The 24,581-nt window shown below is 65.9% G+C and carries 26 protein-coding genes; 11 read left to right on the top strand and 15 right to left on the bottom strand.

Translation table 11 applies throughout. From position 1 onward, the window contains the following. Positions 1–89: 89 nt before the first annotated feature. On the bottom strand, positions 90–1,688 hold the full coding sequence (locus tag LX70_RS17715; RefSeq protein ID WP_105516116.1) for a phosphoenolpyruvate carboxykinase: 1,599 nt from the start codon (positions 1,686–1,688) through the stop codon (positions 90–92). Between the two features lie 365 nt (positions 1,689–2,053). On the opposite strand from LX70_RS17715, the gene LX70_RS17710 reads away from it, so the two are divergent. Genes LX70_RS17710 through LX70_RS17680 form a run of 7 tightly spaced genes read left to right on the top strand, consistent with a single transcriptional unit; the run spans position 2,054 to position 7,396 of the window. Continuing rightward, entirely contained in the window at positions 2,054–2,755 is a 702-nt protein-coding gene (locus LX70_RS17710) for a response regulator transcription factor (RefSeq protein ID WP_105516115.1), read from the top strand. Further along, on the top strand, positions 2,752–4,485 hold the full coding sequence (locus LX70_RS17705) for a sensor histidine kinase (RefSeq protein ID WP_105516114.1): 1,734 nt from the start codon (positions 2,752–2,754) through the stop codon (positions 4,483–4,485). The genes LX70_RS17710 and LX70_RS17705 overlap by 4 nt, the downstream gene beginning before the upstream one ends. A 2-nt stretch (positions 4,486–4,487) precedes the next feature. Continuing rightward, complete coding sequence (locus LX70_RS17700) at positions 4,488–4,916, top strand: HPr kinase/phosphorylase (RefSeq protein ID WP_105516113.1); 429 nt, start codon at positions 4,488–4,490, stop codon at positions 4,914–4,916. Then, positions 4,913–5,824: an RNase adapter RapZ gene (gene rapZ, locus LX70_RS17695; RefSeq protein ID WP_105516112.1), complete on the top strand. Its 912-nt coding sequence runs from the start codon at positions 4,913–4,915 to the stop codon at positions 5,822–5,824. The genes LX70_RS17700 and rapZ overlap by 4 nt, the downstream gene beginning before the upstream one ends. Further along, positions 5,821–6,222, top strand: coding sequence for a PTS sugar transporter subunit IIA (locus LX70_RS17690; RefSeq protein ID WP_105516111.1), 402 nt, complete (start codon positions 5,821–5,823; stop codon positions 6,220–6,222). Before rapZ ends, LX70_RS17690 begins: the two co-directional genes overlap by 4 nt. Positions 6,223–6,227: 5 nt before the next feature. Beyond that, a complete protein-coding gene (locus tag LX70_RS17685; RefSeq protein WP_105516153.1) occupies positions 6,228–6,503 on the top strand; it encodes an HPr family phosphocarrier protein in 276 nt (91 codons plus the stop codon). Between the two features lie 32 nt (positions 6,504–6,535). Continuing rightward, positions 6,536–7,396: a lysophospholipid acyltransferase family protein gene (locus LX70_RS17680; protein ID WP_342747719.1), complete on the top strand. Its 861-nt coding sequence runs from the start codon at positions 6,536–6,538 to the stop codon at positions 7,394–7,396. A 47-nt stretch (positions 7,397–7,443) separates the two neighbouring features. On the opposite strand, the gene LX70_RS17675 is transcribed toward LX70_RS17680, so the two are convergent. After that, on the bottom strand, positions 7,444–7,839 hold the full coding sequence (locus tag LX70_RS17675; RefSeq protein ID WP_105516152.1) for a RidA family protein: 396 nt from the start codon (positions 7,837–7,839) through the stop codon (positions 7,444–7,446). Between the two features lie 87 nt (positions 7,840–7,926). On the opposite strand from LX70_RS17675, the gene LX70_RS17670 reads away from it, so the two are divergent. Next, positions 7,927–8,646, top strand: a complete 720-nt coding sequence (locus tag LX70_RS17670) for a helix-turn-helix transcriptional regulator (protein WP_105516109.1) — start codon at positions 7,927–7,929, stop codon at positions 8,644–8,646. Between the two features lie 64 nt (positions 8,647–8,710). Here the strand turns inward: LX70_RS17670 and LX70_RS17665 are convergent, their stop codons facing one another. Together LX70_RS17665 and LX70_RS17660 are read right to left on the bottom strand one after the other, a co-directional pair. Next, positions 8,711–9,586 (bottom strand): 3-hydroxybutyryl-CoA dehydrogenase, encoded by an 876-nt coding sequence (locus tag LX70_RS17665; RefSeq protein ID WP_105516108.1) that lies wholly within the window; start codon positions 9,584–9,586, stop codon positions 8,711–8,713. 74 nt (positions 9,587–9,660) lie between these two features. Then, on the bottom strand, positions 9,661–10,425 hold the full coding sequence (locus LX70_RS17660; RefSeq protein ID WP_105516151.1) for a sulfite exporter TauE/SafE family protein: 765 nt from the start codon (positions 10,423–10,425) through the stop codon (positions 9,661–9,663). Between the two features lie 163 nt (positions 10,426–10,588). Here LX70_RS17660 and LX70_RS17655 point away from each other — a divergent pair, with 163 nt between their 5' ends. Further along, on the top strand, positions 10,589–12,262 hold the full coding sequence (locus LX70_RS17655) for an acyl-CoA dehydrogenase family protein (protein WP_105516107.1): 1,674 nt from the start codon (positions 10,589–10,591) through the stop codon (positions 12,260–12,262). A 141-nt stretch (positions 12,263–12,403) separates the two neighbouring features. After that, positions 12,404–14,101: a PQQ-dependent sugar dehydrogenase gene (locus LX70_RS17650; RefSeq protein ID WP_105516106.1), complete on the top strand. Its 1,698-nt coding sequence runs from the start codon at positions 12,404–12,406 to the stop codon at positions 14,099–14,101. A gap of 14 nt (positions 14,102–14,115) precedes the next feature. Here the strand turns inward: LX70_RS17650 and LX70_RS17645 are convergent, their stop codons facing one another. The 7 genes from LX70_RS17645 to LX70_RS20540 all read right to left on the bottom strand — a co-directional run bounded on the left by LX70_RS17645 (position 14,116) and on the right by LX70_RS20540 (position 20,008). Beyond that, positions 14,116–15,186 carry a DUF1513 domain-containing protein gene (locus tag LX70_RS17645; RefSeq protein WP_105516105.1) on the bottom strand — a complete coding sequence of 357 codons (1,071 nt, stop codon included), beginning with the start codon at positions 15,184–15,186 and terminating at the stop codon, positions 14,116–14,118. Between the two features lie 4 nt (positions 15,187–15,190). Further along, entirely contained in the window at positions 15,191–16,177 is a 987-nt protein-coding gene (locus LX70_RS17640; RefSeq protein WP_105516104.1) for an imelysin family protein, read from the bottom strand. Beyond that, positions 16,174–17,790, bottom strand: coding sequence for a di-heme oxidoreductase family protein (locus LX70_RS17635; RefSeq protein WP_105516103.1), 1,617 nt, complete (start codon positions 17,788–17,790; stop codon positions 16,174–16,176). The genes LX70_RS17640 and LX70_RS17635 overlap by 4 nt, the downstream gene beginning before the upstream one ends. Before the next feature lie 92 nt (positions 17,791–17,882). After that, positions 17,883–19,163, bottom strand: a complete 1,281-nt coding sequence (locus LX70_RS17630) for an imelysin family protein (protein ID WP_105516102.1) — start codon at positions 19,161–19,163, stop codon at positions 17,883–17,885. A gap of 17 nt (positions 19,164–19,180) precedes the next feature. After that, positions 19,181–19,654: a hypothetical protein gene (locus LX70_RS17625; RefSeq protein ID WP_105516101.1), complete on the bottom strand. Its 474-nt coding sequence runs from the start codon at positions 19,652–19,654 to the stop codon at positions 19,181–19,183. Positions 19,655–19,664: 10 nt separating this feature from the next. Next, a complete protein-coding gene (gene hemP / locus LX70_RS17620) occupies positions 19,665–19,832 on the bottom strand; it encodes a hemin uptake protein HemP (protein WP_105516100.1) in 168 nt (55 codons plus the stop codon). Next, positions 19,829–20,008, bottom strand: coding sequence for a hypothetical protein (locus tag LX70_RS20540; protein WP_146111648.1), 180 nt, complete (start codon positions 20,006–20,008; stop codon positions 19,829–19,831). The genes hemP and LX70_RS20540 overlap by 4 nt, the downstream gene beginning before the upstream one ends. A gap of 316 nt (positions 20,009–20,324) precedes the next feature. Between LX70_RS20540 and LX70_RS17615 the strand changes: the two genes are divergently transcribed. Beyond that, positions 20,325–21,026: a Crp/Fnr family transcriptional regulator gene (locus tag LX70_RS17615; RefSeq protein WP_105516099.1), complete on the top strand. Its 702-nt coding sequence runs from the start codon at positions 20,325–20,327 to the stop codon at positions 21,024–21,026. Between the two features lie 10 nt (positions 21,027–21,036). On the opposite strand, the gene LX70_RS17610 is transcribed toward LX70_RS17615, so the two are convergent. From LX70_RS17610 to LX70_RS17595, 4 genes are read right to left on the bottom strand one after another with little or no spacing between them, the layout of a single operon-like run. Next, positions 21,037–21,279, bottom strand: coding sequence for a hypothetical protein (locus LX70_RS17610; protein ID WP_105516098.1), 243 nt, complete (start codon positions 21,277–21,279; stop codon positions 21,037–21,039). Next, on the bottom strand, positions 21,276–21,836 hold the full coding sequence (locus LX70_RS17605; RefSeq protein ID WP_245885127.1) for a cytochrome c oxidase subunit 3: 561 nt from the start codon (positions 21,834–21,836) through the stop codon (positions 21,276–21,278). Before LX70_RS17605 ends, LX70_RS17610 begins: the two co-directional genes overlap by 4 nt. Beyond that, positions 21,833–23,761: a nitric oxide reductase activation protein NorD gene (locus LX70_RS17600; RefSeq protein WP_105516097.1), complete on the bottom strand. Its 1,929-nt coding sequence runs from the start codon at positions 23,759–23,761 to the stop codon at positions 21,833–21,835. Before LX70_RS17600 ends, LX70_RS17605 begins: the two co-directional genes overlap by 4 nt. 8 nt (positions 23,762–23,769) lie before the next feature. Beyond that, entirely contained in the window at positions 23,770–24,576 is an 807-nt protein-coding gene (locus LX70_RS17595; RefSeq protein WP_425430600.1) for a CbbQ/NirQ/NorQ/GpvN family protein, read from the bottom strand. Positions 24,577–24,581: the final 5 nt, after the last annotated feature.

Raw genomic sequence — 24,581 nt, 5'->3', positions numbered from 1 at the left:
GCCCGCCGCTGCGCGCCCCCTGCCCTACGCCCAAGAAAAAGGCCGCCCCGAAGGACGGCCCGTTCCGTTCCGTTTCGGTGCGCCCCGCCTCAGCCGATGGCGGCGGCCTTCACGTCGGCGTCGATATAGGGGACGTATTGCGCGAAATTATCGCTGAACATCTCCACCAGTTTCTTCGCCTGCGCGTCATAGGCGCCGCCGTCGGCCCAGGTCTGGCGCGGGTCGAGAAGCTGGTCATCGACACCCGGCACGCTGACCGGCACGTCGAAGCCGAAATTCGGGTCCTTGCGGAACTGCACCTTGTTCAGCGATCCGTCGAGCGCCGCGTGCAGAAGCGCGCGGGTCGCCCGGATCGGCATCCGCTTTCCGGTGCCATAGGCGCCGCCGGTCCAGCCGGTATTGACCAGCCAGCAGGTCGCGCCCGTCGCCTTGATCTTCTCTTGCAAGAGCTTGCCGTAAACCTCCGGCCGGCGCGGCATGAAGGGCGCGCCGAAGCAGGTAGAGAAGGTCGGCAGAGGCTCGGTCACCCCGACTTCGGTCCCCGGCGTCTTCGAGGTGAAGCCCGACAGGAAGTGGTACATCGCCTGCGCCGGGGTCAGCCGCGCGATCGGCGGCAGCACGCCATAGGCATCGCAGGTCAGCATGATGACGTTCTTGGGCTGCCCGCCCAGCGAGGTCTCCGACGCGTTGGAGATATAGTTGAGCGGATAGGCGCACCGCATGTTGTCGGTGATGGAGTTGTCCTCGAAATCCAGTTCCAGCGTCTCGGGGTCGAAGACCATGTTCTCGATCACGGTGCCGAACTTCGAGCAGGTCGCGTAAATCTCCGGCTCCGCCTCGGCCGAAAGGTTGATGGTCTTGGCGTAGCAGCCGCCCTCGAAGTTGAAGATGCCCTTGTCGGACCAGCCGTGTTCATCGTCGCCGATCAGCGTGCGCGACGGGTCGGCGGACAGCGTGGTCTTTCCGGTACCCGAAAGGCCGAAGAAGACGGCGGCATCGTCGGGATCGCCGATCGCGTGGTTGGCCGAACAGTGCATCGCCATCACGCCCTTGCCGGGCAGGATGTAGTTGAGAAGCGTGAAGACCGATTTCTTGTTCTCACCGGCATAGGCGGTGTTGCCGATCAGGATCAGCTTCTTTTCAAAGTTCAGCGCGATCACGGTTTCGGACCGGCAGCCGTGCCGTTCCGGGTCCGCCTTGAAGGACGGGCAGTTGATGATCGTGAATTCGGGGATGAAATCGTTCAGATCCTCACGCGACGGACGGCGCAGGAGATGCCGGATGAACAGCCCGTGCCAGGCCAGTTCCGTCACCAGCCGGACATCCAGACGGTGTTCCGCATCCGCGCCGCCATAGAGGTCCTGAACGAAATAGTCCTTGCCCCGCATATGGGCCAGCATGTCGGCATAGAGACGGTCGAACGCCTCGGGTGCCATCGGCTTGTTGTTGTCCCACCAGATCGTGTCCTCGACCGACGGGGTGCGCACCACGAACTTGTCCTTGGGCGAACGCCCCGTATGGGCGCCGGTGGACACCAGAAAGGCCCCGCCGATCCCCAGCTTGCCTTCGCCGCGCTGAAGCGCCGCTTCGATCAGCCCCGGCTCAAGGTCGTTGTAATAGACGTTTCCAAGCCCCGTGATCCCCTGTTTCTCAAGCGTTTGCGAAGGGTTCACCCGTCCATTGGTCATATGCTCGCTCCTGATGCCGGCAGCCGGTCTGTCTTGGCGTTGATGCACATGCGTCCACACCGGTGGCCGCAGACTTCCCCCGATACGGGAAGATAGGCCCCCTATATCACGCGGCTAGTCGATTGGAATAGAACGGATTTTTTCGTTAGCGCCATCAAGCCCCGTTTAGCGCAACCACACCCGCCGGACTGGCGGATTTCAGCAACGATGCCCTCAAGTAAGGCGGAATTGTCATATTTTGGGGTTTTTCCGCCGCAGTGATTCGACAGAACGCCATGATTTTGACTTATCCGTTGCGCAGAGTGCGCGATGAATGGACAATGCACCGAAAAATTGAACAATGAGAGCAGAATAGGGAAAATCAAATGGCAAAGATCGCGCTTGTCGATGACGACAGGAACATTCTTACGTCCGTTTCCATGACGCTTGAGGCCGAGGGATACGACGTCGAGACCTATAATGACGGCCAGGCCGCGCTGGACGCCTTCAACAAGAAACTGCCCGACATGGCGGTGCTGGACATCAAGATGCCGCGCATGGACGGCATGGAACTGCTTCAGCGCCTGCGCCAGAAAACCTCGATGCCGGTCATCTTCCTGACCTCCAAGGACGATGAGATCGACGAGGTTCTGGGCCTGCGCATGGGCGCCGACGACTATGTGAAAAAGCCCTTTTCGCAACGGCTTCTGGTCGAACGCATCCGCTCTCTCCTGCGTCGTCAGGAGGCCATCGCCACCGGCGAGGTCGCGACGACCGAGGAAACCAAGATCATGACGCGCGGGTCGCTGACCATGGACCCGCTGCGCCACTCGGTCACCTGGAAGGGCAAGGACGTGGCGCTGACCGTCACCGAATTCCTGCTGCTTCAGGCGCTGGCCCAGCGGCCCGGCTTCGTGAAAAGCCGCGATCAGCTGATGGATGTGGCCTATGACGATCAGGTCTATGTTGACGACCGCACCATTGACAGCCACATCAAACGTCTGCGCAAGAAGATGCGGACGGTTGACGACGACTTCTCCGCAATCGAAACGCTGTATGGTATCGGGTATCGTTATAACGAAGAATGACCTTGGTCTCTGGAATCGACTTGCGCGGCAAGAAATCGCGAAACCGGCGTGCGGACGTCGTCCTCGGTGAGGACTGGACGGCCGCCGAAGGCGTTGTCGATTCCGAACTGCGGGCCGGGCGCGAAAAGCGGGGGTTCATCTCTCTCAACCGCTCGCCGCTGGCCCGCAAGATCATCACCTTCAACCTTCTGGCGATGATCGTCCTTGTCGCGGGCGTGCTCTACCTCAACCCGTTCCGCGACAGCCTTGTTTTGCAACGCGAAAGCGGCCTTGTGGCCGAGGCGCAGCTGATCGCCAACGTGTTCGAGGCGCAGCTGCCCGCCGAGGGGCCGGTGAACCTTGCCACCTCGGACGGGATCGACCCGATCCGCACCGCGATGGGGATCGAACTGCCCGAAGGGGCGGAACTGTTCATCTTCGACCCGACCGAAAGCCTTGTCGTCTCAAGCATCGGCATGGACCGGCCGAAGCCGGAGACGGTTCTGGGCCTGCAACGCGACCGCCGCTCCACCCTCATCACCGACATGCTTGCCAAGGTCTGGGAAAGCATCGCAAGCCTTCTGGCCCCCGAAAGCACCGTCGATCCGTTCCACGCGACCGAGGATATGGCGCGCGACCTCGTTGCCGGCGCGCTGGCCGGGCAGACCCAGGTCAGGACCGGACACGATTCCACGGGCGAGGCGATCTTTACCGTCGCGACGCCGATCCGGCAGGGGACCACCGTCGTCGGCGTCGCCGCCGTGACCTCGGTCGCCGGAGAGATCGACCAGCTTGTCCGGGTAGAGCGTGAGCAGGTGTTGCAGATGTTCGTGATCGCGATCATCGTTTCCATCGGCCTGTCTCTGGTCTTGGCCTCCACCATCGCCAACCCGCTTTCGGACCTTGCCGCCGCGGCGGAACTCGGGCGCGACAAGAACGCCCGCAAGATGTCCCCGAACCGGGTCCGCATCCCCGACCTGACCGCCCGCCCGGATGAGATCGGGCGCCTGTCCGGCGCCATGCGCGGCATGGTTTCGGCCCTTTACGAGCGGATCGAGGCCAACGAACAGTTCGCCGCCGATGTCGCGCATGAGATCAAGAACCCGCTTGCCTCGCTGCGTTCCGCCGTCGGCTCGCTTCGGATGGTCAAGAAGGAAGAACAGCGCGACAAGCTGCTTGATGTCATCGACCATGACGTCCGCCGCCTCGACCGTCTGGTCAGCGACATTTCCAACGCCTCGCGGCTCGACAGCGAGCTGGTGAAGGAAGAGGAAGAAAGCTTCAACCTCGTCAAGATGCTGGGCAACCTGACCGCCTATCTGGGCGAGGATGCGAAATCGAAAGGGGTCGATTTCATTTCCGACCTTCCGGCGGAACCGATCGTCATCACCGGCCTTGAAGGACGGCTGGCGCAGGTCTTCGTCAACCTCATCACCAACGCCATTTCCTTCTGCCAGGACGGCGACGCGGTCCGGGTCTGGCTGCGCAAGCGGGAAAACCGCGTGCTGGTCGTGGTCGAGGATACCGGGCCGGGCATCCCCGACCAGGCGCTTCAGAAGATCTTCAAGCGCTTCTATTCCGAACGCCCCGAAGGCCAGTTCGGCGAACACTCGGGCCTTGGCCTTGCAATCTCCAAGCAGATCGTCGAGGCGCATGGCGGTGTGATCTGGGCTGAAAACATCCGCCCGCTTGAGGCCGACCTGACCTCCGCCCCGCTCGGCGCGCGCTTCGTCGTCGGTCTGCCGCTGTGACCATGACGGTGCCGCGCCCCCGCATAATCCATGCGGGCTGCGTGGCGTTTCGCGGGCGCGGCGTGCTGATCCTTGGCGCATCCGGCACCGGGAAATCCGGCCTGGCCCTGCACCTCATGGCGCTTGGCTGCGATCTGGTCAGCGACGACCGCACCGCCCTGGCCGCGCGTGAAGGCGTCCTGATCGCCGCCGCCCCCACCTCCATCCGCGGCCGGATCGAGGCGCGCGGGGTGGGCATCCTGCGGGCCAGGACGGTCAGCGCCGCGCGCGTCGTCATGGCCGTCGATCTGGACGAGATCGAGGGGGAGCGTCTGCCCCCCCGGCGCAGCACCACGCTTCTCGGCGTCGATCTGCCCGTCCTGCACGGCGTCACCGGCCCGCATTTCCCCGCCGCGATCCTGCAATACCTGAAAGGGGGGCGCGCTGAATGACTGACACGGGGCAAGGCGGACAGCGCGTTCTTCTGGTGACCGGCCCTTCGGGCGCCGGGCGCTCCACCGTGCTGCACGCGCTTGAAGATCTGGGCTATGAGATCATCGACAACCTGCCCTTCAGCCTGATCCCCCGCCTGCTGGACGGCCCGCCCCTGTCGCGCCCCGTCGCGCTTGGCATCGACGTGCGCAACCGCGATTTCTCCGCCGCAGGGCTGATCGAACTGATCGACCGGCTGACCCGCCTGCCCGAAATAGCGCCCGAGGTCCTCTATCTCGATTGCCGGCCCGAAGTCCTTGTCCGGCGCTACAACGAAACCCGCCGCCGCCACCCGCTTGCCCCCGATGACAGCCCCGCCCTTGGCATTGCAGCCGAGATCGACCTCCTGGCCCCGATCCGGGCGCGGGCCGAGGCGCTGATCGACACATCCGAACTGTCGCCCCATGACCTGAAGGCCGAGATCGGGCGCTGGTTCGGCGCCTCCGGCACGCCACATCTGGCGGTCTCGGTCCATTCGTTTTCCTACAAGCGCGGGGTTCCGCGCGGACTCGACATGATGTTCGATTGCCGCTTCCTGACCAATCCACACTGGAACGCGGAACTGCGCCCGCTGGATGGACGGTCGGACCGCGTCGCCCGCTATCTGGAAAGTGATCCGCGCTACGCACCGTTTCTGAACCAGGTGCGCGATCTTCTGCTATTCGTCCTTCCGGCCCATGTGGTCGAAGGCAAAAGCCACCTCGCGATCGGTTTCGGCTGCACCGGCGGGCAACACCGCTCCGTTGCCGTGGCGGAAAAGATCGCCATATACCTTGCGGAGGCTGGTTGGCAGGTGTCTAAGAGGCACCGGGAATTGGAACGGAAGGCGGCAGGGGCCGCCGATATGGCACAGGGTGACAAGGCGTGATCGGGATCGTGATCGTCGCACATGGTGGTCTGGCGCGGGAATACCTGTCCGCGGTCGAGCATGTCGTCGGCCGTCAGGAAGGCATTCGCGCCATCGCCATCGAGGAAGATCACGACCGCGCCGCCAAGCAGCATGAGATCTGCGCCGCCGCCGATGCCGTGGATACAGGCGAAGGCGTGGTGGTAGTGACCGACATGTTCGGCGGCTCCCCTTCGAACCTCAGCCTTTGCGCCTGCTCCACCTCGGACCGGCGCATCCTTTACGGCGCCAACCTGCCGATGCTCATCAAACTCGCCAAGTCGCGCCACCTGAGCGTGGGTGAGGCGTCGGACAACGCGCTTGACGCCGCGCGCAAGTATATCAACAGCTATATCGGCACCGGACACGCCGCCCAATGAACGAGATGACCGCCATCACCCGCACCTTCAGGATCGTGAACGAGAAGGGGCTTCACGCCCGCGCCTCGGCCAAATTCGTCGAGGTGGTCGAGGCGCATGACGCCAGCGCCGAGGTCAGCCGCGACGGCATGGACGTGTCGGGCGATTCCATCATGGGCCTTCTGATGCTCGCCGCGTCCAAGGGGACAACCATCGACGTCCGCACCTCGGGCAATGACGCGGCGAAACTTGCCGACGCGCTTGAGGCGCTGGTTGCCAATCGCTTCGGCGAGGAGTACTGACCCGGTTCTAGACCGAAGGGGGCCGTCCCATTTTGCAGCATGACCGACAGCGCACTGACGAGGGGCCTGACTATCAGCCCTATCGTATGCGCAACCTGTCCTATGCCGGCACCTTCCGCAATCCGGCCAAGGCCGGCACGATCCGCGTGATCGAGTGGCTGACGGGCAAGTATACCCTTCTCAAGCTGATCCGGCAGTTCGAAAAGACCGGCGTCCCCGAGGGCCAGATCTTCTTCACCAAGGTGCTTGAGACGATGGGGATCGCCGTCACGACGCCCGAGGACCAGATCGCCCGCATCCCCGCCACCGGCCCGCTTGTCGTGGTGGCGAACCACCCGCACGGCCTTGTCGACGGGTTGGTGATGGGCGAGCTGATCGGCCGCGTGCGGACCGACTACAAGATCCTCACCCGCTCGCTCCTCACCGGGATTCCGCAGATCGAACACCACATGCTGCCGGTCCCCTTCCCGCATGAGGAAAACGCCCGCGAGCAAAGCCTTCAGATGCGCAACATCTGCATGGAGCATCTGAAGGAGGGCGGCGTCATCATCCTGTTCCCGGCGGGCAAGGTCGCGACCAGCAAGGGCTATTTCGACCCCGCGATCGAACCGGAATGGAACCCCTTCACCGCGAAGATGGTGACCCGGTCGGGCGCCACGGTGCTGCCGATCTTCTTCCCCGGCACCAATACGCGGCTTTACCACATCGCCGACAAGATCTCTGCCACCTTCCGGCAGGGCCTTTTGCTGCACGAGATCTACCGCGCCCTGAACCGCCCGCAATCGCCGGTCATCGGCGACCCGATCCCGGCCGAAACGATCCGCGCCAAGGGCGGCGACACCCGCGGCCTTCTCGCCTGGCTTCGCGAAACGACGCTGGCGCTCGGGAAGTAGCCGATTTCAGGGTCGCGCCCTCGGGCGCCGGGGACGGCGCTATCGGCTTACCCCATCGCGGTCGCCTCGATTTCGAAGAGCAGTCCGGGGATCGCAAGGCAGCTCACCCCAAGCAAGGTCATAGGCGGGGCGCACCGGATCGGCCCGAAGCGCATGCCGAACAGATCGAAGTTCTTCAGCGCTTCGTCAACGTCCGTGGTGTAGAGCCCAAGCCTGACGACATTGCGAAGCCCCATGTCGGCATTGGTCAGAACAGCTTCGAGATTGTCGAGCGCCAAAGCAATTTGGCCACGCATATCGCCGAGATGTCGCGGGTTGCCCTCAGCGTCAACGGCGGTTTGACCGGCGCATATCAACTGGCGCGCGGCGCCCTCGATAACCTCCGCCTGATTGTAACCCAGTTTCAGAGACCAGTCCCATGGGTTCACGGCTGTGCGTTGCATCGTCTCATTCTCCTTTTCGACTGTTGCCCGCTGCACGTAACCTGAATTGGTGCCATTTCTTGACACCATAGATGCTATCGTTCCGGCATGAGAGTTCAGAGTCGGCAGGACGCCATCCTGCGCAGCCTGCGCCGCAGGGGATCGTCTACGATAGATGCGCTTGCCCACGAGGTCGACGCCTCGCGGCGGACAATACTGCGCGACATAGCGACACTGCGCGAACAGGGATATGTCATTCACTCGGAGCCCGGTCGCGGTGGCGGTGTTTGGCTTGCCCCGCAGGCATCGCAGACAACGGCGCGGCTTTCGGTGGTCGAGGTCTTCGCGCTCATCATCAGCGTCGCGGCGATGCGCGCGGCCGGGAACCTGCCTTTTTCCGACCTCGCGGATGCCGGGTTGTCGAAGATCCAGAAGGCTCTCACATCCGACAAGGTAAGGGACCTGCGCAAGCTTCTGGACTGCCTGCACATCGGACAACTGTCGCCACTGCAGGATCTTTCGGACATGGGAAAGATGGACCCGGCCCTGTTGCCTGCGTTTGAAGCGGCTTTTCTTCAACGACGGCGCCTGACATTTCAGTATCGCGATGCCAAGGGGCACCAAACAAGCCGCAACGTCGAGCCACAGGCCCTGCTGATCCTGCCGCCGCTCTGGTATCTCGTGGCATGGGACCCCGCGCGCGAGGGTTTTCGACATTTCCGAATGGATCGGATCAGCAGGCCGGAGCCTGTCGACGGAACGGTGTTCCGGCAACGCCATGTGCCGTTCGACGACGATATTTGCCCCTATCGCCAGATAGCGCGGTGATCCCGCTCAACGCCCACAAACGCAGGGGTTGCCCAGGCCTTCCGCGACCAGAGTACGCCTCTGGTCAGCGTGTCGGAACCGGAGTTTCGCCGCGATAATCGTAGAACCCGCGCTGGGTCTTGCGACCCAGCCACCCGGCCTCGACATATTTCGTCAGCAGCGGACAGGGGCGGTACTTGGTGTCGGCCAACCCCTCATGCAGCACGTTCATGATCGCAAGGCAGGTATCCAGCCCGATGAAATCGGCCAGTTCCAGCGGCCCCATCGGGTGATTGGCGCCCAGCTTCAGCGACTCGTCGATGGACTTCACGTTGCCCACGCCTTCGTAAAGCGTATAGACCGCCTCATTGATCATCGGCATCAGGATGCGGTTGACGATGAAGGCCGGGAAATCCTCGGCACTCGCCGCCGTCTTGCCGATCTTCTCGACCACCTCGACCAGCGCCTTGTAGGTCGGTTCATCCGTGGCGATGCCGCGGATCAGCTCGACAAGCTGCATCACCGGCACCGGGTTCATGAAGTGGAAGCCCATGAACTTTTCCGGCCGGTCGGTGCGCGAGGCGAGCCGGGTGATGGAGATGGAGGAGGTGTTCGAGGTCAGGATCGTATCCGGCTTCAGATGCGGCAGCAGATCCTCGAAGATCGCCTGCTTGACCGTCTCGCGTTCGGTCGCGGCCTCGATCACCAGATCGGTCTGCGCCACGTCCGAAAGCTTCAGCGTGGTCGTGATCCGGCCCAGCGCGGCGGCCTTCTCGGCGGCAGAGATCTTCTCGCGGCTGACCTGACGCTCAAGGTTCTTGTCGATCAGAGCCACGGCCTTGTCGAGCGCCTCCTGGCTGATGTCGCTCATCACAACGTCATACCCGGCCAGCGCAAAGACATGGGCGATCCCGTTGCCCATCTGACCCGCGCCGACGATCCCGACCGTTTTGATAGACATGCCCGTTCCTCATCTGCCTCTGGCCCGAACCATAGGCATCCGGGGCGACCGGGCGCAAGGTCAATCCACCCGGATCAAAGCCAGGCCATCGCCGCGCGGCGGATCAGGTTCAGCCCGGAAAACACCAGAACGATCAGCGTCCAGCGCCGGAACCGCACCTGATCCAGCCGGTCGTGGATCGAAAACCCGATCCAGAGGCCGATCATCCCCGGAATGCAGAGAAGCACCGACAGGGGCAGCGTCTGCGCGTTCAGCACGCCCGAGGCCAGATGCGCAACCGTCAGGATCGCGGCGCCGATCAGATAGACTACCCCCTGCACCCGCAGGCTTTCGCGCTTGTCGGCGTCCAGAGACAGCAAAAGCGCGATGGTCGGCGGTCCCCAGACGCCCGAGATACCGCCGAAAAAGCCGCCAACGACGCCCGCGATCACCTCGGCCTTGCCCCGGCTTTCGGCGGGAAAGCGCAATTGCCGCCCGGCAAGCTGGCTCAGCGCGAAGGCGACGATGGGCAGGCCCAGCGTCAGAAGCAGCGCCGCCTGCGGGAAATACGGCACGAACTGCGCCGAGATCACGATGACGATGCAAAGCGACACCAGAAGCCGCCGGTATTCCGCGACCGTGGTCCAGAAGACCCGCCCCCCCTGCCGAAAGGACTGGGCGAGGTTGGTGACCAGCGTCGGCACGATCAGCGCGGCCAGCGCCTGATCGGCGGGCAGGATCGAGGCAAGGCCGGAGATCATGATCATCGGCATCGCAAAGCCCACCGCGCCCTTCACGGTCCCCGCAAAAAGCGTGATGGCGCATGCCGTCAGAAGAAGGATGGGATCGGTCCCGAACATCGCCTGCCCTGCCTGTGCGCCTTCCTTACCGCGTCCCCGCGCGCGGCACACCCCGAAAACGCGCGCGACACTTTCGTTCAGCCGCAACCCCAATGGCGAATTAATATTGCGCTGCACCTGCAAAGCCCCTATCACGATGCGACCGCAGAAAGGGAGCCGACTCATGCCGCACGACGGGGCCGACATGCCGAATTCCGCACTGATGTCCGACCTTCTCGACCTGACCGCAGCCGCGCTGCCTGAGGTCGAAACCGTGCTGGCCGACGCGACGTCGAAGCTGCGCGCAAAGGTCGATGCGAAGGGCAAGGTCTCGGGCGCCGCGCTGGAACAGCATCAGTTCGCTGCCCATGCGCTTTCGTGGCTGGCCACCTATGTCGAGGCGCTGCGCCAGATGCGCGGCTGGGCCGGGCGGATCGAGGGTGAGGGCAAGTTCGGCGAGATGGAGGCGCTGATCCTTCAGATCGGCTTTGGCGAATACCTCGCGCAGATCGCGGGCGGCATCCCGATGAGCCAGGGGGAAGCCGCGCGCCTTGCCGATCTGGACGCAAGCTGGACGCCCGAGGGCGCGGCGGCGACACTGATCGCCGGGGGCAACAGCCCGGCGGCGCGGGCGCGGCTGGTGACGCTCATGCGCGACAATCACGGCCGGGCGACCTTCGGGACGAGCGGCCTTGATGAAGACCTGGAGATGATCCGCGACCAGTTCCGCCGCTATGCCGAGGAACGTGTCGTGCCGAACGCGCATGACTGGCACCTGAAGGATGAACTGATCCCGATGGAGATCATCGAGGAACTCGCCGGGCTTGGCGTTTTCGGCCTGACGATCCCGGAGGATTTCGGCGGGCTGGGCCTGTCGAAGGCGTCGATGGTCGTCGTATCGGAAGAACTCTCTCGCGGCTATATCGGTGTCGGCTCCCTCGGCACGCGGTCCGAGATTGCGGCCGAACTGATCCTCTGCGGCGGCACGCCTGAACAGAAGGCCCACTGGCTGCCGAAACTGGCGAGCGGGGAAATCCTGCCAACGGCCGTCTTCACCGAGCCCAACACCGGATCCGACCTCGGCTCCTTGCGCACCCGCGCGGTGAAGGTCGGTGACGACTGGGAGGTGACCGGCAACAAGACCTGGATCACCCACGCCGCGCGCACCCATGTGATGACGCTTCTGGCGCGCACCGATCCGAACACCACCGACTACCGTGGCCTGTCGATGTTCCTTGCCGAAAAGACGCCCGGCACGGATGAGGCCCCCTTCCCCACCCCCGGCATGTCCGGCGGTGAGATCGAGGTGCTGGGCTACCGCGGCATGAAGGAATACGAGCTTGGCTTCGACGGCTTCAAGGTGAAGGGCGAAAACCTTCTGGGCGGGGTCGAGGGTCAGGGCTTCAAGCAGCTGATGCAGACCTTCGAAAGCGCCCGCATCCAGACCGCCGCCCGCGCCATCGGCGTCGCGCAATCAGCACTTGAGGTCGGCATGAAATATGCCGAGGACCGCAAGCAGTTCGGCAAGAGCTTGATCGAGTTCCCGCGCGTCGCGGGCAAGCTGGCCATGATGGCGGTCGAGGTCATGGTGGCCCGGCAACTGACCTATCATTCCGCCTGGCAGAAGGACCACGACAAGCGCTGCGACCTTGAGGCCGGGATGGCGAAGCTTCTGGGCGCCCGTGTCGCCTGGGCGGCGGCGGATAACGCGCTTCAGATCCACGGCGGCAACGGCTTTGCGCTGGAATACCAGATCAGCCGTATCCTCTGCGATGCGCGCATCCTGAACATCTTCGAAGGCGCGGCAGAGATTCAGGCGCAGGTCATCGCGCGCCGCCTTCTGGATGGCGCGAACTGAAACAGTCCGCCGCCCCGGCCCGTCAAGGTATCGGGCCGGGAAACGTAACGGGCTGTTCTTCGGCGATATTTTGACAACCCCCTGTCCCCTTCCTACCGTTCACCGCAGCGCGCCATAGGCGCGACGGGTTGGGGATTGGGTATGCGTAGCACACGTCGCTGGGCGTGGGTGGCCCTTGTTCTGGGCCTCCTCGGGTTCGGGTTCATGGCCGGGATGACGGCAGAGTTCGTCGCCGCGCCGTCCAAGGTTATCCGCAGGGCGGTGGCCAGCCTGCGCCCGCCGAAACCCGCCACCGTCGTCGCGAACCCCGACGTCGACAGCATCTTCATCCATTTCAAGCGTGAGACAATCCCCCTTCCCATCACCCGCTACGGGCGCGGCGGCGGGGTGACGGTGGTCGACAGCACCGCCGTGGCCGCGACCCTCGACGGCAAGCTCTTCATGGCCGGATCGGCGCAATCGGTGCAGCCGCTCGACATCGCCGTGCCGGATTACGCCTTCGACGCCTATCGCGCGCTGGCCGACGATCCGGCCTACAAGGACTATCACTTTGAATACTGGGCCTATCGCTACTTCGACATTCTCGCCTTCGACTATGACGGGCAGGAACGGCTGGCCCTGTCCTTCGTGAAGTATGAGGCCGACCGCGCCTGTTTCCACACCGTCGTCGCCATGCTGGACATCCCGTCCACCGCAGCGGAACTGGCCACCTTCTCGGCCCGCGCCGACGACTGGACGACGCTCTTCGTGACCGAACCCTGCCTGCCCCTGAAAAAGACCGGCAGCGCGATCGAGATCCAGATCGGCGGCGGGCGCATGGCCTATGACGGCAAGGACAAGCTGGTCCTTGGCAGCGGTGATTTCCACTTTGACGGCATCTTCGCCGACGGCCCGCCCATCGCGCCGGACCCCGCCTATGACTATGGCAAGGTGATCGAGATCGACCTGGCCAGCGGCGCCCACCGCCAGATCGCGCGCGGGCTGCGCAACATGCAGGGCATGGCCTTCGACGGCAAGGGGCAGCTTTGGGCGGTCGAACACGGGCTGCGCGGCGGGGATGAACTGAACCTGATCCGCGAGGGGAAGGATTACGGCTGGCCCTCTGAAAGCCTCGGCACACTCTACAACCAGTTGCCGATCCCCAATACGCTGTCCTTTGGCCGCCACGACGTCCATGAACCGCCCGTCTATGCCTTTGTCCCCTCGGTCGCGATTTCCAGCCTCGACCTGATCGAGGGCTTCAATTCCGCCTGGGACGGCGATATCCTGATGGGAACATTAAAGGATGAATCCCTTTATCGTTTCCGTATTGTCGACAATCGGGTGATGTTCGCCGAACGCATCCCCATCGGCACCCGCATCCGCGCGGCGCGGCAACTGGATGCCGACCGGCTGGTGCTGTTCACCGACAATAACGAACTCATCTTCCTGACGGAAAACCCGAACGGCGCCGCGACCGCCTTTCTCACCGCCTATCTGGAACAGGACACGCTGCCCGCCCATACCCGCGACCGGCTGAAGGCGAATATGGACACCTGCCTGACCTGCCACTCGCTCGACCCCGACGTGAACGACTTTGCCCCCAGCCTTGCCGCCATCGTCGGCGCGCCGCGCGGCAAACGGCCGTTCCCGAACTACTCGCCGACCCTGCGCGCGGAAGACGGCGCCTGGACGAAGGAAAGCCTGGCGGCTTTCCTCAGCAATCCCGCCTCGGTCGCGCCCGGCACGACGATGCCCGACCCCGGCATCCGCGACCCGGAGGAGATCGACGCGGTCGTCGCCTTCCTTGCGGCGATGGGCTCTCCCATGAACCTCGCCCCGGAAACGGCGACACCGTAGCGGCCCGCACGCGACTACAGCGTGACGATGTGGTTGTCCCAGGCGCAATCGACATGGCCCAGAGGCCGCGCGCCCTGGGCCGTCACCGCGATCAGCCCGCCCAGACCGTCGCTGGCCAGAAAGCCCCCGCCGCGCGCGGCAAGGCCGCAGACATCGGCGCGTGAGACCGCGCCAAGGAAGGCGCCATCCTCGGCGAACCGATGCAACCTCCCGCCGCGCGGCGAGGTAATTGCAACCTCCGCCCCGTCGCCGCTGAAGGCGATGCTGCCCGCATAGCCCTTCATCGCCAGTTCATCACCCAGCGGCGCTTCGGCCAGCACCGGCGCTTCACCCCGGCGATGCAGTCCCAGAAGCGGCGGGGCGGCGCCCTCCTCCCCCTCCCACTGCATCGCGAAACCGACAAGGCCATCGGCCCGGATCGCGAGATGGCGGATCGAGTTCTTCCAAAGCCCGGCGTCCAGTTCGACCTGTTCCATGATCGTACCATCCAGATCCAGATAGGTCAGGTTCGGCCGCATCGTGGGGATGTTCAGCTTCGTCCGGTCGAACGGATCGGTCGCGATGCCGCCATTCGCGATCACCAGGGTCGCGCCATCCGGCATCAGGCGCAGGTCATGCGGGCCGATGCCGCCGCTGTCCCAGTCCCCGATCCGCCGATACCCCGCCGCGACGTCCCAAAGGCCGATCAGGCCCCGGCTGTCCCCGGCGCGCTGCTCGCTGGTCATCAGAAGCGTACCGCCATTCACGAAAACGCCGTGGCCGTTGAACTGCCGCCCCTCGGGCGGGGCGAGGTGGTGCTGCACGCGCCCCGTCGCGCAGTCGAGGACCAGTGCGAATTGCCCCGGTCGGCGGGCGAAGGCCACCGCCTCGGCGCGGGCAGGATGGCCCGCCCCGGCATGGCCCCGCGCCGGAAGCGGAACGCGGAAGGTGACCCCACCCGTCTGGTCGAGGCCGTAAAGCGCGAAGCCGCCATCCGGCGCGCGGGCGGCGGCGAGGAAGGCGGGGTTGCCGACCGCCGCCCAGCCGAGCCGGGGGGTGGCGCCGGCCGCAAGCAGCGTGGCAAGGAACCTGCGACGTGTCGTCATCGCCCTAATCCCCGTCCTGCGAATTGAAACCGGGTGCGATGCCAAGCGGCACACCGATCTCTGCCTCGATGGCGGCGCGCATGGCGCGCACGGCCTGTTGCAGCAGCTCGACATGAAGCCGCCCCTGCGGCTCGCTCACGCCCTGCAAGCCGGGATCGCCGACGCGCCCGGCCATCGCGTGAACCCTCGCGGCCGCCGCGTCGGTCTGCGGCAACGCACCGCCCGACAGCGTATGGGCAAGCGCCTGCGCCGCATCGACCGACAACAGCACGTTGCGCAGCGACCGGCCCGACCGCCATGCCTCGGCCCGTGCCGGGCGGGGCTGCTCGAAGCTGCCCATCGGTCGGCCCAGGCGTTGATCGGCCGTGAACTCAAGCCCCGACAAAAGCTGGGTATAAAGCGCGCGCAGCGCCTCGTCCCCGGTCAGGTAGGTGGCATTCCCGGCCCCTCCGGCACTGCGCAGGGTAGCCGCAAAACCGTCGCGCCACGCCACCTCAAGCGCCACCGCCTGCCGCGACAGGTCAAGCGCGATGGCCCGGACCAGCGCACAGGCATAGCTGCCCTTGTCATAGTGCGAATAGGCCGGATCGAAGACCATCATCTCAAGCGCGAGAACCCCGCGCGCCGCGATCGACATCTCCGCATAGCCCAGCGGATCGAAGGCCACGGGGTCCTCATCGGCAATCAACTGCGACAACACCCGCCCGGTGAAACCACGCGCATCCGGCCAGAAGGCGATGGACAGCCCGCCGGTTTCCGACGGGCCGATATGCAGGTCCGCAACCGCCATCCAGGCGTCGAAGGCCGCCTGATAGGCGGGTGCTACGGCCCGCGGGCGGCAATCGGCGACGGCGGCGTCGGCCAGCCGCTCCGCCGCCCCGGCAAAACCCGCGAAGGCGGGCAGGATATGGCGGTCGAGCGCGGCGTCGACATCCGCGCGGGCAGGTCCGGCAAGGCCGAGGGCAAGCAGGATCACGGCAAGGCGTCTCATAGGCTCTCCAGATATCGGATCAGGGCGGCGCGATCCTCGGGCGCCATTTCCACCACCGCGTCGCGGGCGGCCTGTGCCTCACCGCCATGCCAAAGGACCGCTTCCAAGAGCGACCGCGCCCGGCCGTCATGCAGGAAATAGCTGTGGCCGGAAACGGTTTCGGTCAGGCCAACGCCCCAGAGCGGCGCGGTGCGCCATTCGCGCCCGTCCGCGCGCCCCTCGGGCCGGTTGTCGGCCAACCCCTCGCCCATGTCGTGCAACAGCAGGTCGGTATAGGGCCAGATCAGCTGGAAGCTGGCCGGGTCATCACCCGCCAGCCGGTGGGTGACATAGGTCGGACGGTGGCATGACGTGCAGCCGGTCGCAAAGAACACCTCCCGCCCGCGCAGCACCTGCCGGTCCGCCACATCGCGCCGGGCAGGCACGGCGAGCGTCCGGCTGTAGAAGGCCACCAGGTCAAGGCCGACCGCGTCGATCTCAACCCCGCCCTGCTCGGCATCCCCGCCATCCAGCGCGGCGATGCAGGCGATCTGGCGATCCGTGCAGTCACCCGAGCCGGCCGGATAGACCGGGTTGGAAATACCGATATCGCCCGCAAAGGCGCTCGCCGTCTGCTCCAGCACCGTGGGATTGCCCGCCTTGTGGCCAAAACGGCCCAGCATCGGCCGGTCGTGGACATCCGACCAGACAATCTGCGGGATGCCGGAGATGCCGTCGCCATCGCCATCCTCGGGGTCGGCCCAGGCCAGGATGTCCGCCGCCGGGATCGCCTCAAGCAGGCCCATGCCGATCATCTGCGGCGCAACGCGGGGCGAGAGCATCGCATCGGGGTGCAGGGGGCCGTAGCCGGGATCGGCGGCGGCATAGGCCGGGCGGCGCAGCACCGCCATTTCTCCGCCCGACAGCGGCACCTCGATCTCCTCGTGGCGCAGGTCCAGCCGGTATTCGGCGGCATGGCCCGGCAGGCTGAAATCCTGCAACTGCGTGCCATAGACCGGGTCCGGCGCGGTGGCGTGGGTGCCAGCGATGTAGTGCTCCATCGCGGCCAGATCACCCTCATCCGGTATCGGCGCAGGGATGGAGATCCGCAGGAACATCGACACGGCGTCATCCTCCGGCCCCTCCGGCGGATGACCGCGTCCGTCCTTCAGGTGACAGCGCTGGCAGGAACGCGCGTTGTAAAGCGGGCCAAGCCCGTCCGAAGCGATCGTCGAGGCGGGGGCAGAGACCCAGACCCGGCGAAACATCCCGTTGCCGACCTTGAAATCCAGCTCCTGCCGGAAGGTGAGGTTGGCGGCGGGCTGCGAAAAGGCGTCCGCCGTCCCGCGCGCCCGCACCGTCTGGGCGCCGCCGGGGTTTTCCTCATAGGGCCACGGGGCCGCGAAATCCTTTGGCGGCGCGGTGACGGCGCCAACCCGCGCCCTCTCCTCCGCCGTCCGGGGGATGATGTCGAGATGCACATCCTCCAGCCCCGCCCAGGGGGGCGCGGTTTCGGCCCCGGCCACAAGCGGGGGGATCGCGGCCACAAGGGCGGCCACCAGAAGGGGGGTTGGCCGCGCCCTCCATGGCCGGGACGGCGCGGTTGGCACCCCCGCGCCTGACGGTGGCCTCATACCGGGCCGACAGGCGGACGGGGACGCCAGCAACGCCCCCATCATCGGCAAGAAGCGCATCCGAAAGCCCCCAAACAGCCCGGCGACAGGCGTCACTGAAAGACGGCCGAGGGGTTGTCGAGGCTGTCGGAGCCTTCGATGGCAATGCCCTCGGCCCCCAGCGCGGCAACGACCCGCTCGATCGACCGGGTCTGCGCGATCAGCGCGTTGACCCCGCCCATGACCAGCGCCTCACCCGCCGCATTGCCGCGTTCCAGCATCCCGTCATAGGCGGAACCCGCCTCGGCCGCCGTCTTGATCCGGCCCAGCGCCATCATCGTCCCCGACAGACGGCTTTGCATCTCGCCATCAAGGTCGGGGTTTTCCGCCGCGACCAGATCGGACAGCGACGGACCGGAGATCAGCGACCCGTCGATCCGCACATAATCGCCCAGGTAGACATTCTGCACGCCAAGCCCGTCGTAATAGTGGCTGTTATGGGTGTTGTCCGAAAAGCAGTCATGCTCCTCCTCGGGATCGTTGAGCATCAGGCCAAGGCGCATCCTCTCCCCCGCCTGCTCGCCGTAGGAGAGAGAGCCCATCCCGGTCAGGATCGCGCTCAGGCCCGCCTGCTCATCGGCCATCAGCGCCGTTCGCGCCTCTGCCCCCTCTGCCCATTGCGCCGCCATCCATTCAAGATCGGAGATCAGAAGATCGCTCGCCGCAGCCAGATACTCCGCCCGCCGGTCGCAATTGCCGTGGGTGCAGGCATCGTCTTGCGCGTAGTCCGTCCACGGCCGGTCGCCCGCGCCGGGGGCATGTCCGTTCAGGTCCTGCCCCCACAGCAGGAATTCGATCGCATGATAGCCGGTAGCGACATTCGCCTCGATCCCGTCGGCCTCATGCAGCGTGTCCTGAAGCAGCTTCGGCGTGATTTTCGCGGCATCGACCGGCTTGCCCGACAGGGTGAAGGCGGGGTGGGCGATGACGTTCAGCGCGGCCAGCCGGTTTTCGTCAGTCGGCCCGCCATAGGCGCCGTCGACATAGTCGATCAGCCCTTCGTCCAGCGGCCAGGCATTCACGCGCCCTTCCCAGTCATCCACGATGGCGTTGCCAAAACGGAAGACCTCTGTCTGCTGGTAAGGCACACGGGCGGCGATCCAGGCGGCGCGGGCCGCCTGCAAGGTCGCGGCCGAAGGCGCGGCGATCAGCGCGTCGATGGCCCCGTCCAGCCTCCGCGCGGCGGTCAGGCTGTCCTGATACCCGGCCTCGGCGATATCGGCATAGGTGGTCAGCACCTCGGCGGCGCTCTGCGCCTGGGCGGAAAGTCCGAGACCGGAGGCGAGCGCGGTCAGGCTGATACCGAATGTCAGTCTTTTCAGGGGGATATTCATCGGGTCACTGTCCTGTTCTAGTGAAGGTTCCGGGGCGGCCGGACCGTCCCCCGATGGTCAAGCCTCAGCGCCATCCGCTTGATGGCGAGGCCGAAGGTCTGCGCCGCCGCCATCAGATGCGCGGCGACGTCGGCGCGCACGATCAGTGTCGCGATCAGCAGCGCGTCCTCCCGCTCTCCCTCGGTCGCGAGGGCGATGAGATTGGCAAGGCAGGCCTCATCGGAGCCAAGGCAGGTGCAGGACGGCTGATGGCGCATCAGGGCGCGGCGGCCGTGGCGGGCGCAAAGACCGCAAAGATCCTCAAGCGCGCCCGCCGCCTGATGCCCTGCGACGGGACCAAGCGTTCCGGCAAAATCACGGCGGACCTGCTCCTGCGCGCCGGGGCTGTCGCACCACAGGCGCAGATAGCAGACGGCGGCCGCCTCAAGCGGCCCAAGCTCGGCGACATGGCCCACCGGCGCGGCGCCGCGAATCTCAGTATGTATGCTCATCACGCGCGCCCTATTTCGTCAGGATCAGCTTGCCGGCGCGGGTGATGCGCAAAACGTAGATCTGCCCGGAATGCTCGATCCAGGCCTGTTTGCCGCCATCCGTCAGATCCTCCGCCACATGGGTGGGCGGGCGGGTCCAGCGCTCGGCGGTACTCTCTGCCCCGCCCGTCCGCGTCATGCCCGGTCCTCGCGACGCGTCTCGATCCAGTCGAGCAACCATTCGGCACCGCTCTGCCGCCCCGGCTCCGCCGCCAGCAGCCCCCAAAGGTGATCCGGCCCGAGAGAGGCGTCGCGCCGTGACCGTTCGTCGGCGGCGGTCCGTTCATGTCGCATTTCCATCAGGGACAGTCCCATCGCTTCCCCCTGGCTTCGGCGACTCGTCCCGGTCGGCGTGGCTGGCGGCTCGCGGTTAACCTGAGCGAATCAGTCGGATATGTCAATCCGACTTTTATAGTCAGGATTTGCCATGCCGCCATGCAACCCAGATTTCCGCCGTGGATGGCATGACGAAATGGCGATCCATCCCCGCCCCGGCGGCGAAGTGCGGGTGACACCGCCAGCGATCCGGGGTAGTGACTCGAAAGCCCATCGCGACCGCAGCATCGGTCGCCCACCCCGGACATCGACGGCCCGTCACACCGCCCGCAGACCTTCGCCGAGGAGAGCCTCCATGAAGCCCGAATTCAAGATGATCGCCCAGCGGTCGATCCTGCTGGCCTCGGCCCCGCCCGAAATCCGCGACCATCTTCTGTCGACCGCCCATGTCCGCAGCTTTGACCGCGGCGCCAGCATCTTTCTTCAGGGCGAACGGGCGGCGGCGATCTATATCGTCGCGGATGGCTGGGTAAAGCTTTACCGCATCGCGCCGAACGGCACAGAGGCGGTCGTCGGCACCTTCACCAAGGGGTCGAGCTTCGGCGAGGCGGTCGCCTTTCGCCATGACACCTACCCGGTCTCGGCCGAGGCGGTGACCGACTGCACGCTGATCCGCATCGAGGCCGACGCCTTCCTGCGGATGATCCGCGAAAGCCCGGAAATCGCCATGTCGATGCTGTCGGCGACCTTCACCCATCTGCACCAGCTGGTCGCGCAGATCGAGCAGTTGAAGGCCCAGACCGGCGCGCAGCGGGTGGCGGAGTTCCTGCTTGAGCTGTCGAACTGCCCGTCGGGCCGCTGCGAGGTGACGCTGCCCTATGACAAGGTGCTGATCGCGGGCAGGCTGGGGATGAAGCCCGAAAGCCTCAGCCGGGCCTTTGCGCGGCTGAAGGGGCATGGCGTCAGCATCCGCCAGAACGTCGCCCGCATCGACGACATCGAGGCGCTGCGCGACTATGTCGAGGAAGACCCGGCGCTGGCCTGGTCCCGCTCCTGACCGCGCGCCGTCAGGCGGCGATCGCCAGGACAGCGAAAAGGACCAGCACCACGCCAAGCGCAAGGTCGAACCCCGCGCGAATGGGCGGCGCGGCCGACAGGCCCAGATAGCGCGACAGGATCACATGCGCCTTGGCCCCGGCCAGCGACAACACCAGGACCACGAAGACCGCGCCATGCGCCCCGGATGCCGCAAGCCCGGTCGAGGCCGCCGAGAGCAAAAGAAGCGCCAGCCATGCCCGCGTGACCGTCATAGCAGGTAGACCACCGGGAAAAGCAGTACCCAGACCAGATCGACCATATGCCAGAAGGCCGCCCCGGTTTCGACCGCGCGGGGGCTGGCCGGGACGGCGACCACGGCCAGAAGGATCATCCCGGCCATCACATGGGCCGCGTGAAAGCCGGTCAGCAGGTAGGAGAAGGTGAAGAAGGCGTGGGTTTCGAACGTGATCCCGGCATGGGCCAGATCGGCATATTCCGCGCCCTTCAGCACAAGGAACACCGCCCCCAGCGCGATGGCCCCCGCCACCAGCGCGCGCAGCCGTCCCGGCCGCCCGGCCTCGGCCGCCTGAACGGCCAGCGCGGCAAGCCAGCCGGAGGTGACAAGGACGATGGTGTTCACCCCTGCCCCGGCGCGGTGCAGATGGCCCTGCGCCTCGGCAAAGCCTGCGGGGTCGGTGATGCGAACGGCCAGAAAGGCCGCCAGCCCGGCGCCGAAGACCAGAAGCTCGGACACGATCAGGACCCACATCATCAACTCCCCCGGAAGCTGATCGAGGGCCGAGGGGCGGTCTGTGGCCTGATCCGTCATCCGATCACCAGTTGCCGATAAATCTGCGGCAACGCCTGGGTCAGTTTCTCCGGGTGCGGGATCAGCGCGAAGGCGCCCTGCCCGAACAGGCGCGGGAACCAGGATTTGCCATCGCGATCCACGGTGATGCCAAAGACGGAATGCCCCGCGCGGCGTGCCTCCATCACCGCCATGCGGCTGTCCTCGATCCCGTGGCGGCCTTCGTAATGGTCAAGGTCGTTGGGCTTGCCATCGGTGATGACAAGAAGCAACCGACGCTTGCGCGACTGCGCCGCCAGCCCGGCAGAGACATGGCGGATCGCGGCGCCAAGGCGCGTGTAGTGACCCGGTTTCAGCGCGGCGATACGCTGTTCCGTCGCCTCGGCCATCGGCTCGGTAAAGTCCTTGACGGTCTGCACAAAAACCCGGTTCCGCTTCAGCGAGGAAAAGGCGTTGATCGCGAAATCGTCGCCGCAGGCGTCAAGACCCCAGGCCAGCGCCGCCAGCGCCTCGCGTTCGATGTCGATCACGGCGCGGCCGTCATGGCCGTGGCCGGGTATGGCGCTTTCGGTGGACCGCGAGACGTCCAGCAGGATCGACACCGCCAGGTCGCGCCGCTCCGGCCTTGTCTGGCGCCAGACGCGGTCTGTCCCCTCGCCACAAGCCCGCAGATCGACCTGCGCGCGCACGGCGCGTTCGGTATCAAGCTCATCCCCGTCGGGGTGGCCGGGGGTGGAGATCAGACTGGGCCTTAGCGCCTCGAACTGGCGGCGGACGGCGCGAATGCGGGCGCTGGCCTGCGGATCGGCGCGGAAGGACGGCACGTCCCGGCTTTCCTCGGCGCGGGAGTGCAGGACGCGGGCATGGGCGGGCAGGTAGACGCCGGTGCGCACGTCCCATTCGGGGTAAAGCGACTGGCCCGAAAGCGCCTCGCGGTCCACATCCTCGGGCGCGAGGTCAAGGTGCAGCTTCAGCCGCGTCGCGGGCGCCTTCGAGACCTGCGCCAGCCCGATCTCCTCCTGATCGTCGGCGGCCTTGCGGGCGGTGTCCTCGTCATCGTCCTCGACCCGGCGGTTGAGGTTGAGGAATTCGGTCATCGACAGGATCGCCTCGAACTTGTGCAGGATGAAGCTGTCGTTGCGGTCCGCCTGATCGGCCTTGCGGCGCCGCGCGCGGCGGGCGGTCTTTTCCTCGGAGGATTCCTCGGGCGCGCCCTCGGTGTCGCGGTTCTCGACCGCCGTCGTTTCCGACCGGGAGAGCGCGCGCAGATCGGGCCAGATCGGCACCGGGCGGAAGGGGCGGTAGCCGCGCGGCGCCTTTGCGGGCAAGGGCGTATCCGGCAAAGGCGCCAGATCGCCCAGCGCCCGCCTGACGCGCGCCTCCACCGCCGCCTCGACCGGGGGCAGCGCGCCGGAGCGGCGAAACATGAGCGTGGCTTCGGCCAGATCGCGGTGCAGGCGGGCAAAGCCCGGCGCCTCCTCCAGCGCGGCCTTCGTCATGGCCGCCGCAACCTCGATCGCCGCGAGGTCGGCCAGAAGCGGATCGTCCTGCGCGGGCGGGGCGACTTGGTCCGCGGCAGAGGCCATCACCGCCAGCCAGAGGTAAAGCGCCGCGTTCGCCTCGACCGCAGGAAAGATCGCAAGACTTTCGGGCAGCCGCAGGCTCGCCCCGTCAAAGCTTGCCCGTGGCGCGGTCTCACGCCATGTCCCCAGACGGCGCAAAAGCGACAACCGATGGTGGCTGATTTCCTCCGCCACCGGCTTGACCTCGACCGCCGGATCGCCGCCGAGGCCCCGGAAAAGAACTGCCAGCCGTCCGCTCACCTGCGAAAGGTGAACGCGGGCTCCGTCGTGGACGGGATGCCCGTCCAGACGGCTGGCAAAGGCGTGCCACAGTTTCCCGACGGTTTCCTCGGGTTCCCATGGCTCGAAGTCGATCCGTGACATTGCCGGCCTCACCCGAAAACGGCGGTCACGAGATCGCGGAGCCCGTTCTTCACATCCTCATCATCCGTCAGGGGTTCGATCATCGCCGCGCGGATGGCGCGGTCGACATTCATGCCGTTCGCGATCAGCGTGGCGGCATAGACGACGAGGCGGGTGGAAACCCCTTCCTCAAGATCCTGCCCCTTCATCGCGCGCAGCTTGTTCGCGAGACGCACGAGCGGTTTGACGCGGTCCTCGGCCAGCCCGGATTCGCGGGCGACCACGGGGACCTCATGCTCGGGCTTCGGGAAGGTGAATTCGAGGCCGACGAAGCGCTGCCGGGTCGAGGGTTTCAGCGTCTTGAGGATGTTCTGGTAGCCGGGGTTGTACGAGGCGACCAGAAGGAAGCCGGGCGCTGCCTCCAACTCCTCTCCCGTGCGGTCGATGGGCAGGATGCGCCGGTCGTCGGTTAGCGGATGCAGGACCACGGTCACGTCCTTGCGCGCCTCGACCACCTCATCGAGGTAGCAGATCGCGCCCTCGCGCACCGCGCGGGTCAGCGGACCATCGACCCAGACCGTCTCGCCACCCTTCAGCAGGTAGCGCCCGATCAGGTCGGCGGCGGAAAGGTCGTCATGGCAGGCGACGGTGTAAAGCGGGCGGCCCAGCCGATGCGCCATCGCGGCGACGAAACGGGTCTTGCCGCAGCCGGTCGGGCCTTTCAGCAGGATCGGCAGTTCACGCGCCGCGGCGGCAAGGAAGACATCGCATTCGTCGCCCTGCGGCAGGTAGAAGGGGGCGTCAGCCGCCCCCTTCAGGTTGAGGGTTCCGTCCATCTCCA

Source organism: Albidovulum denitrificans (genome assembly GCF_002973535.1).
Classification (GTDB): Bacteria; Pseudomonadota; Alphaproteobacteria; order Rhodobacterales; family Rhodobacteraceae; genus Albidovulum; species Albidovulum denitrificans.
Note: the sequence above shows the minus strand (reverse complement) of the source record. Positions and strands in the feature narration are given on the sequence as shown.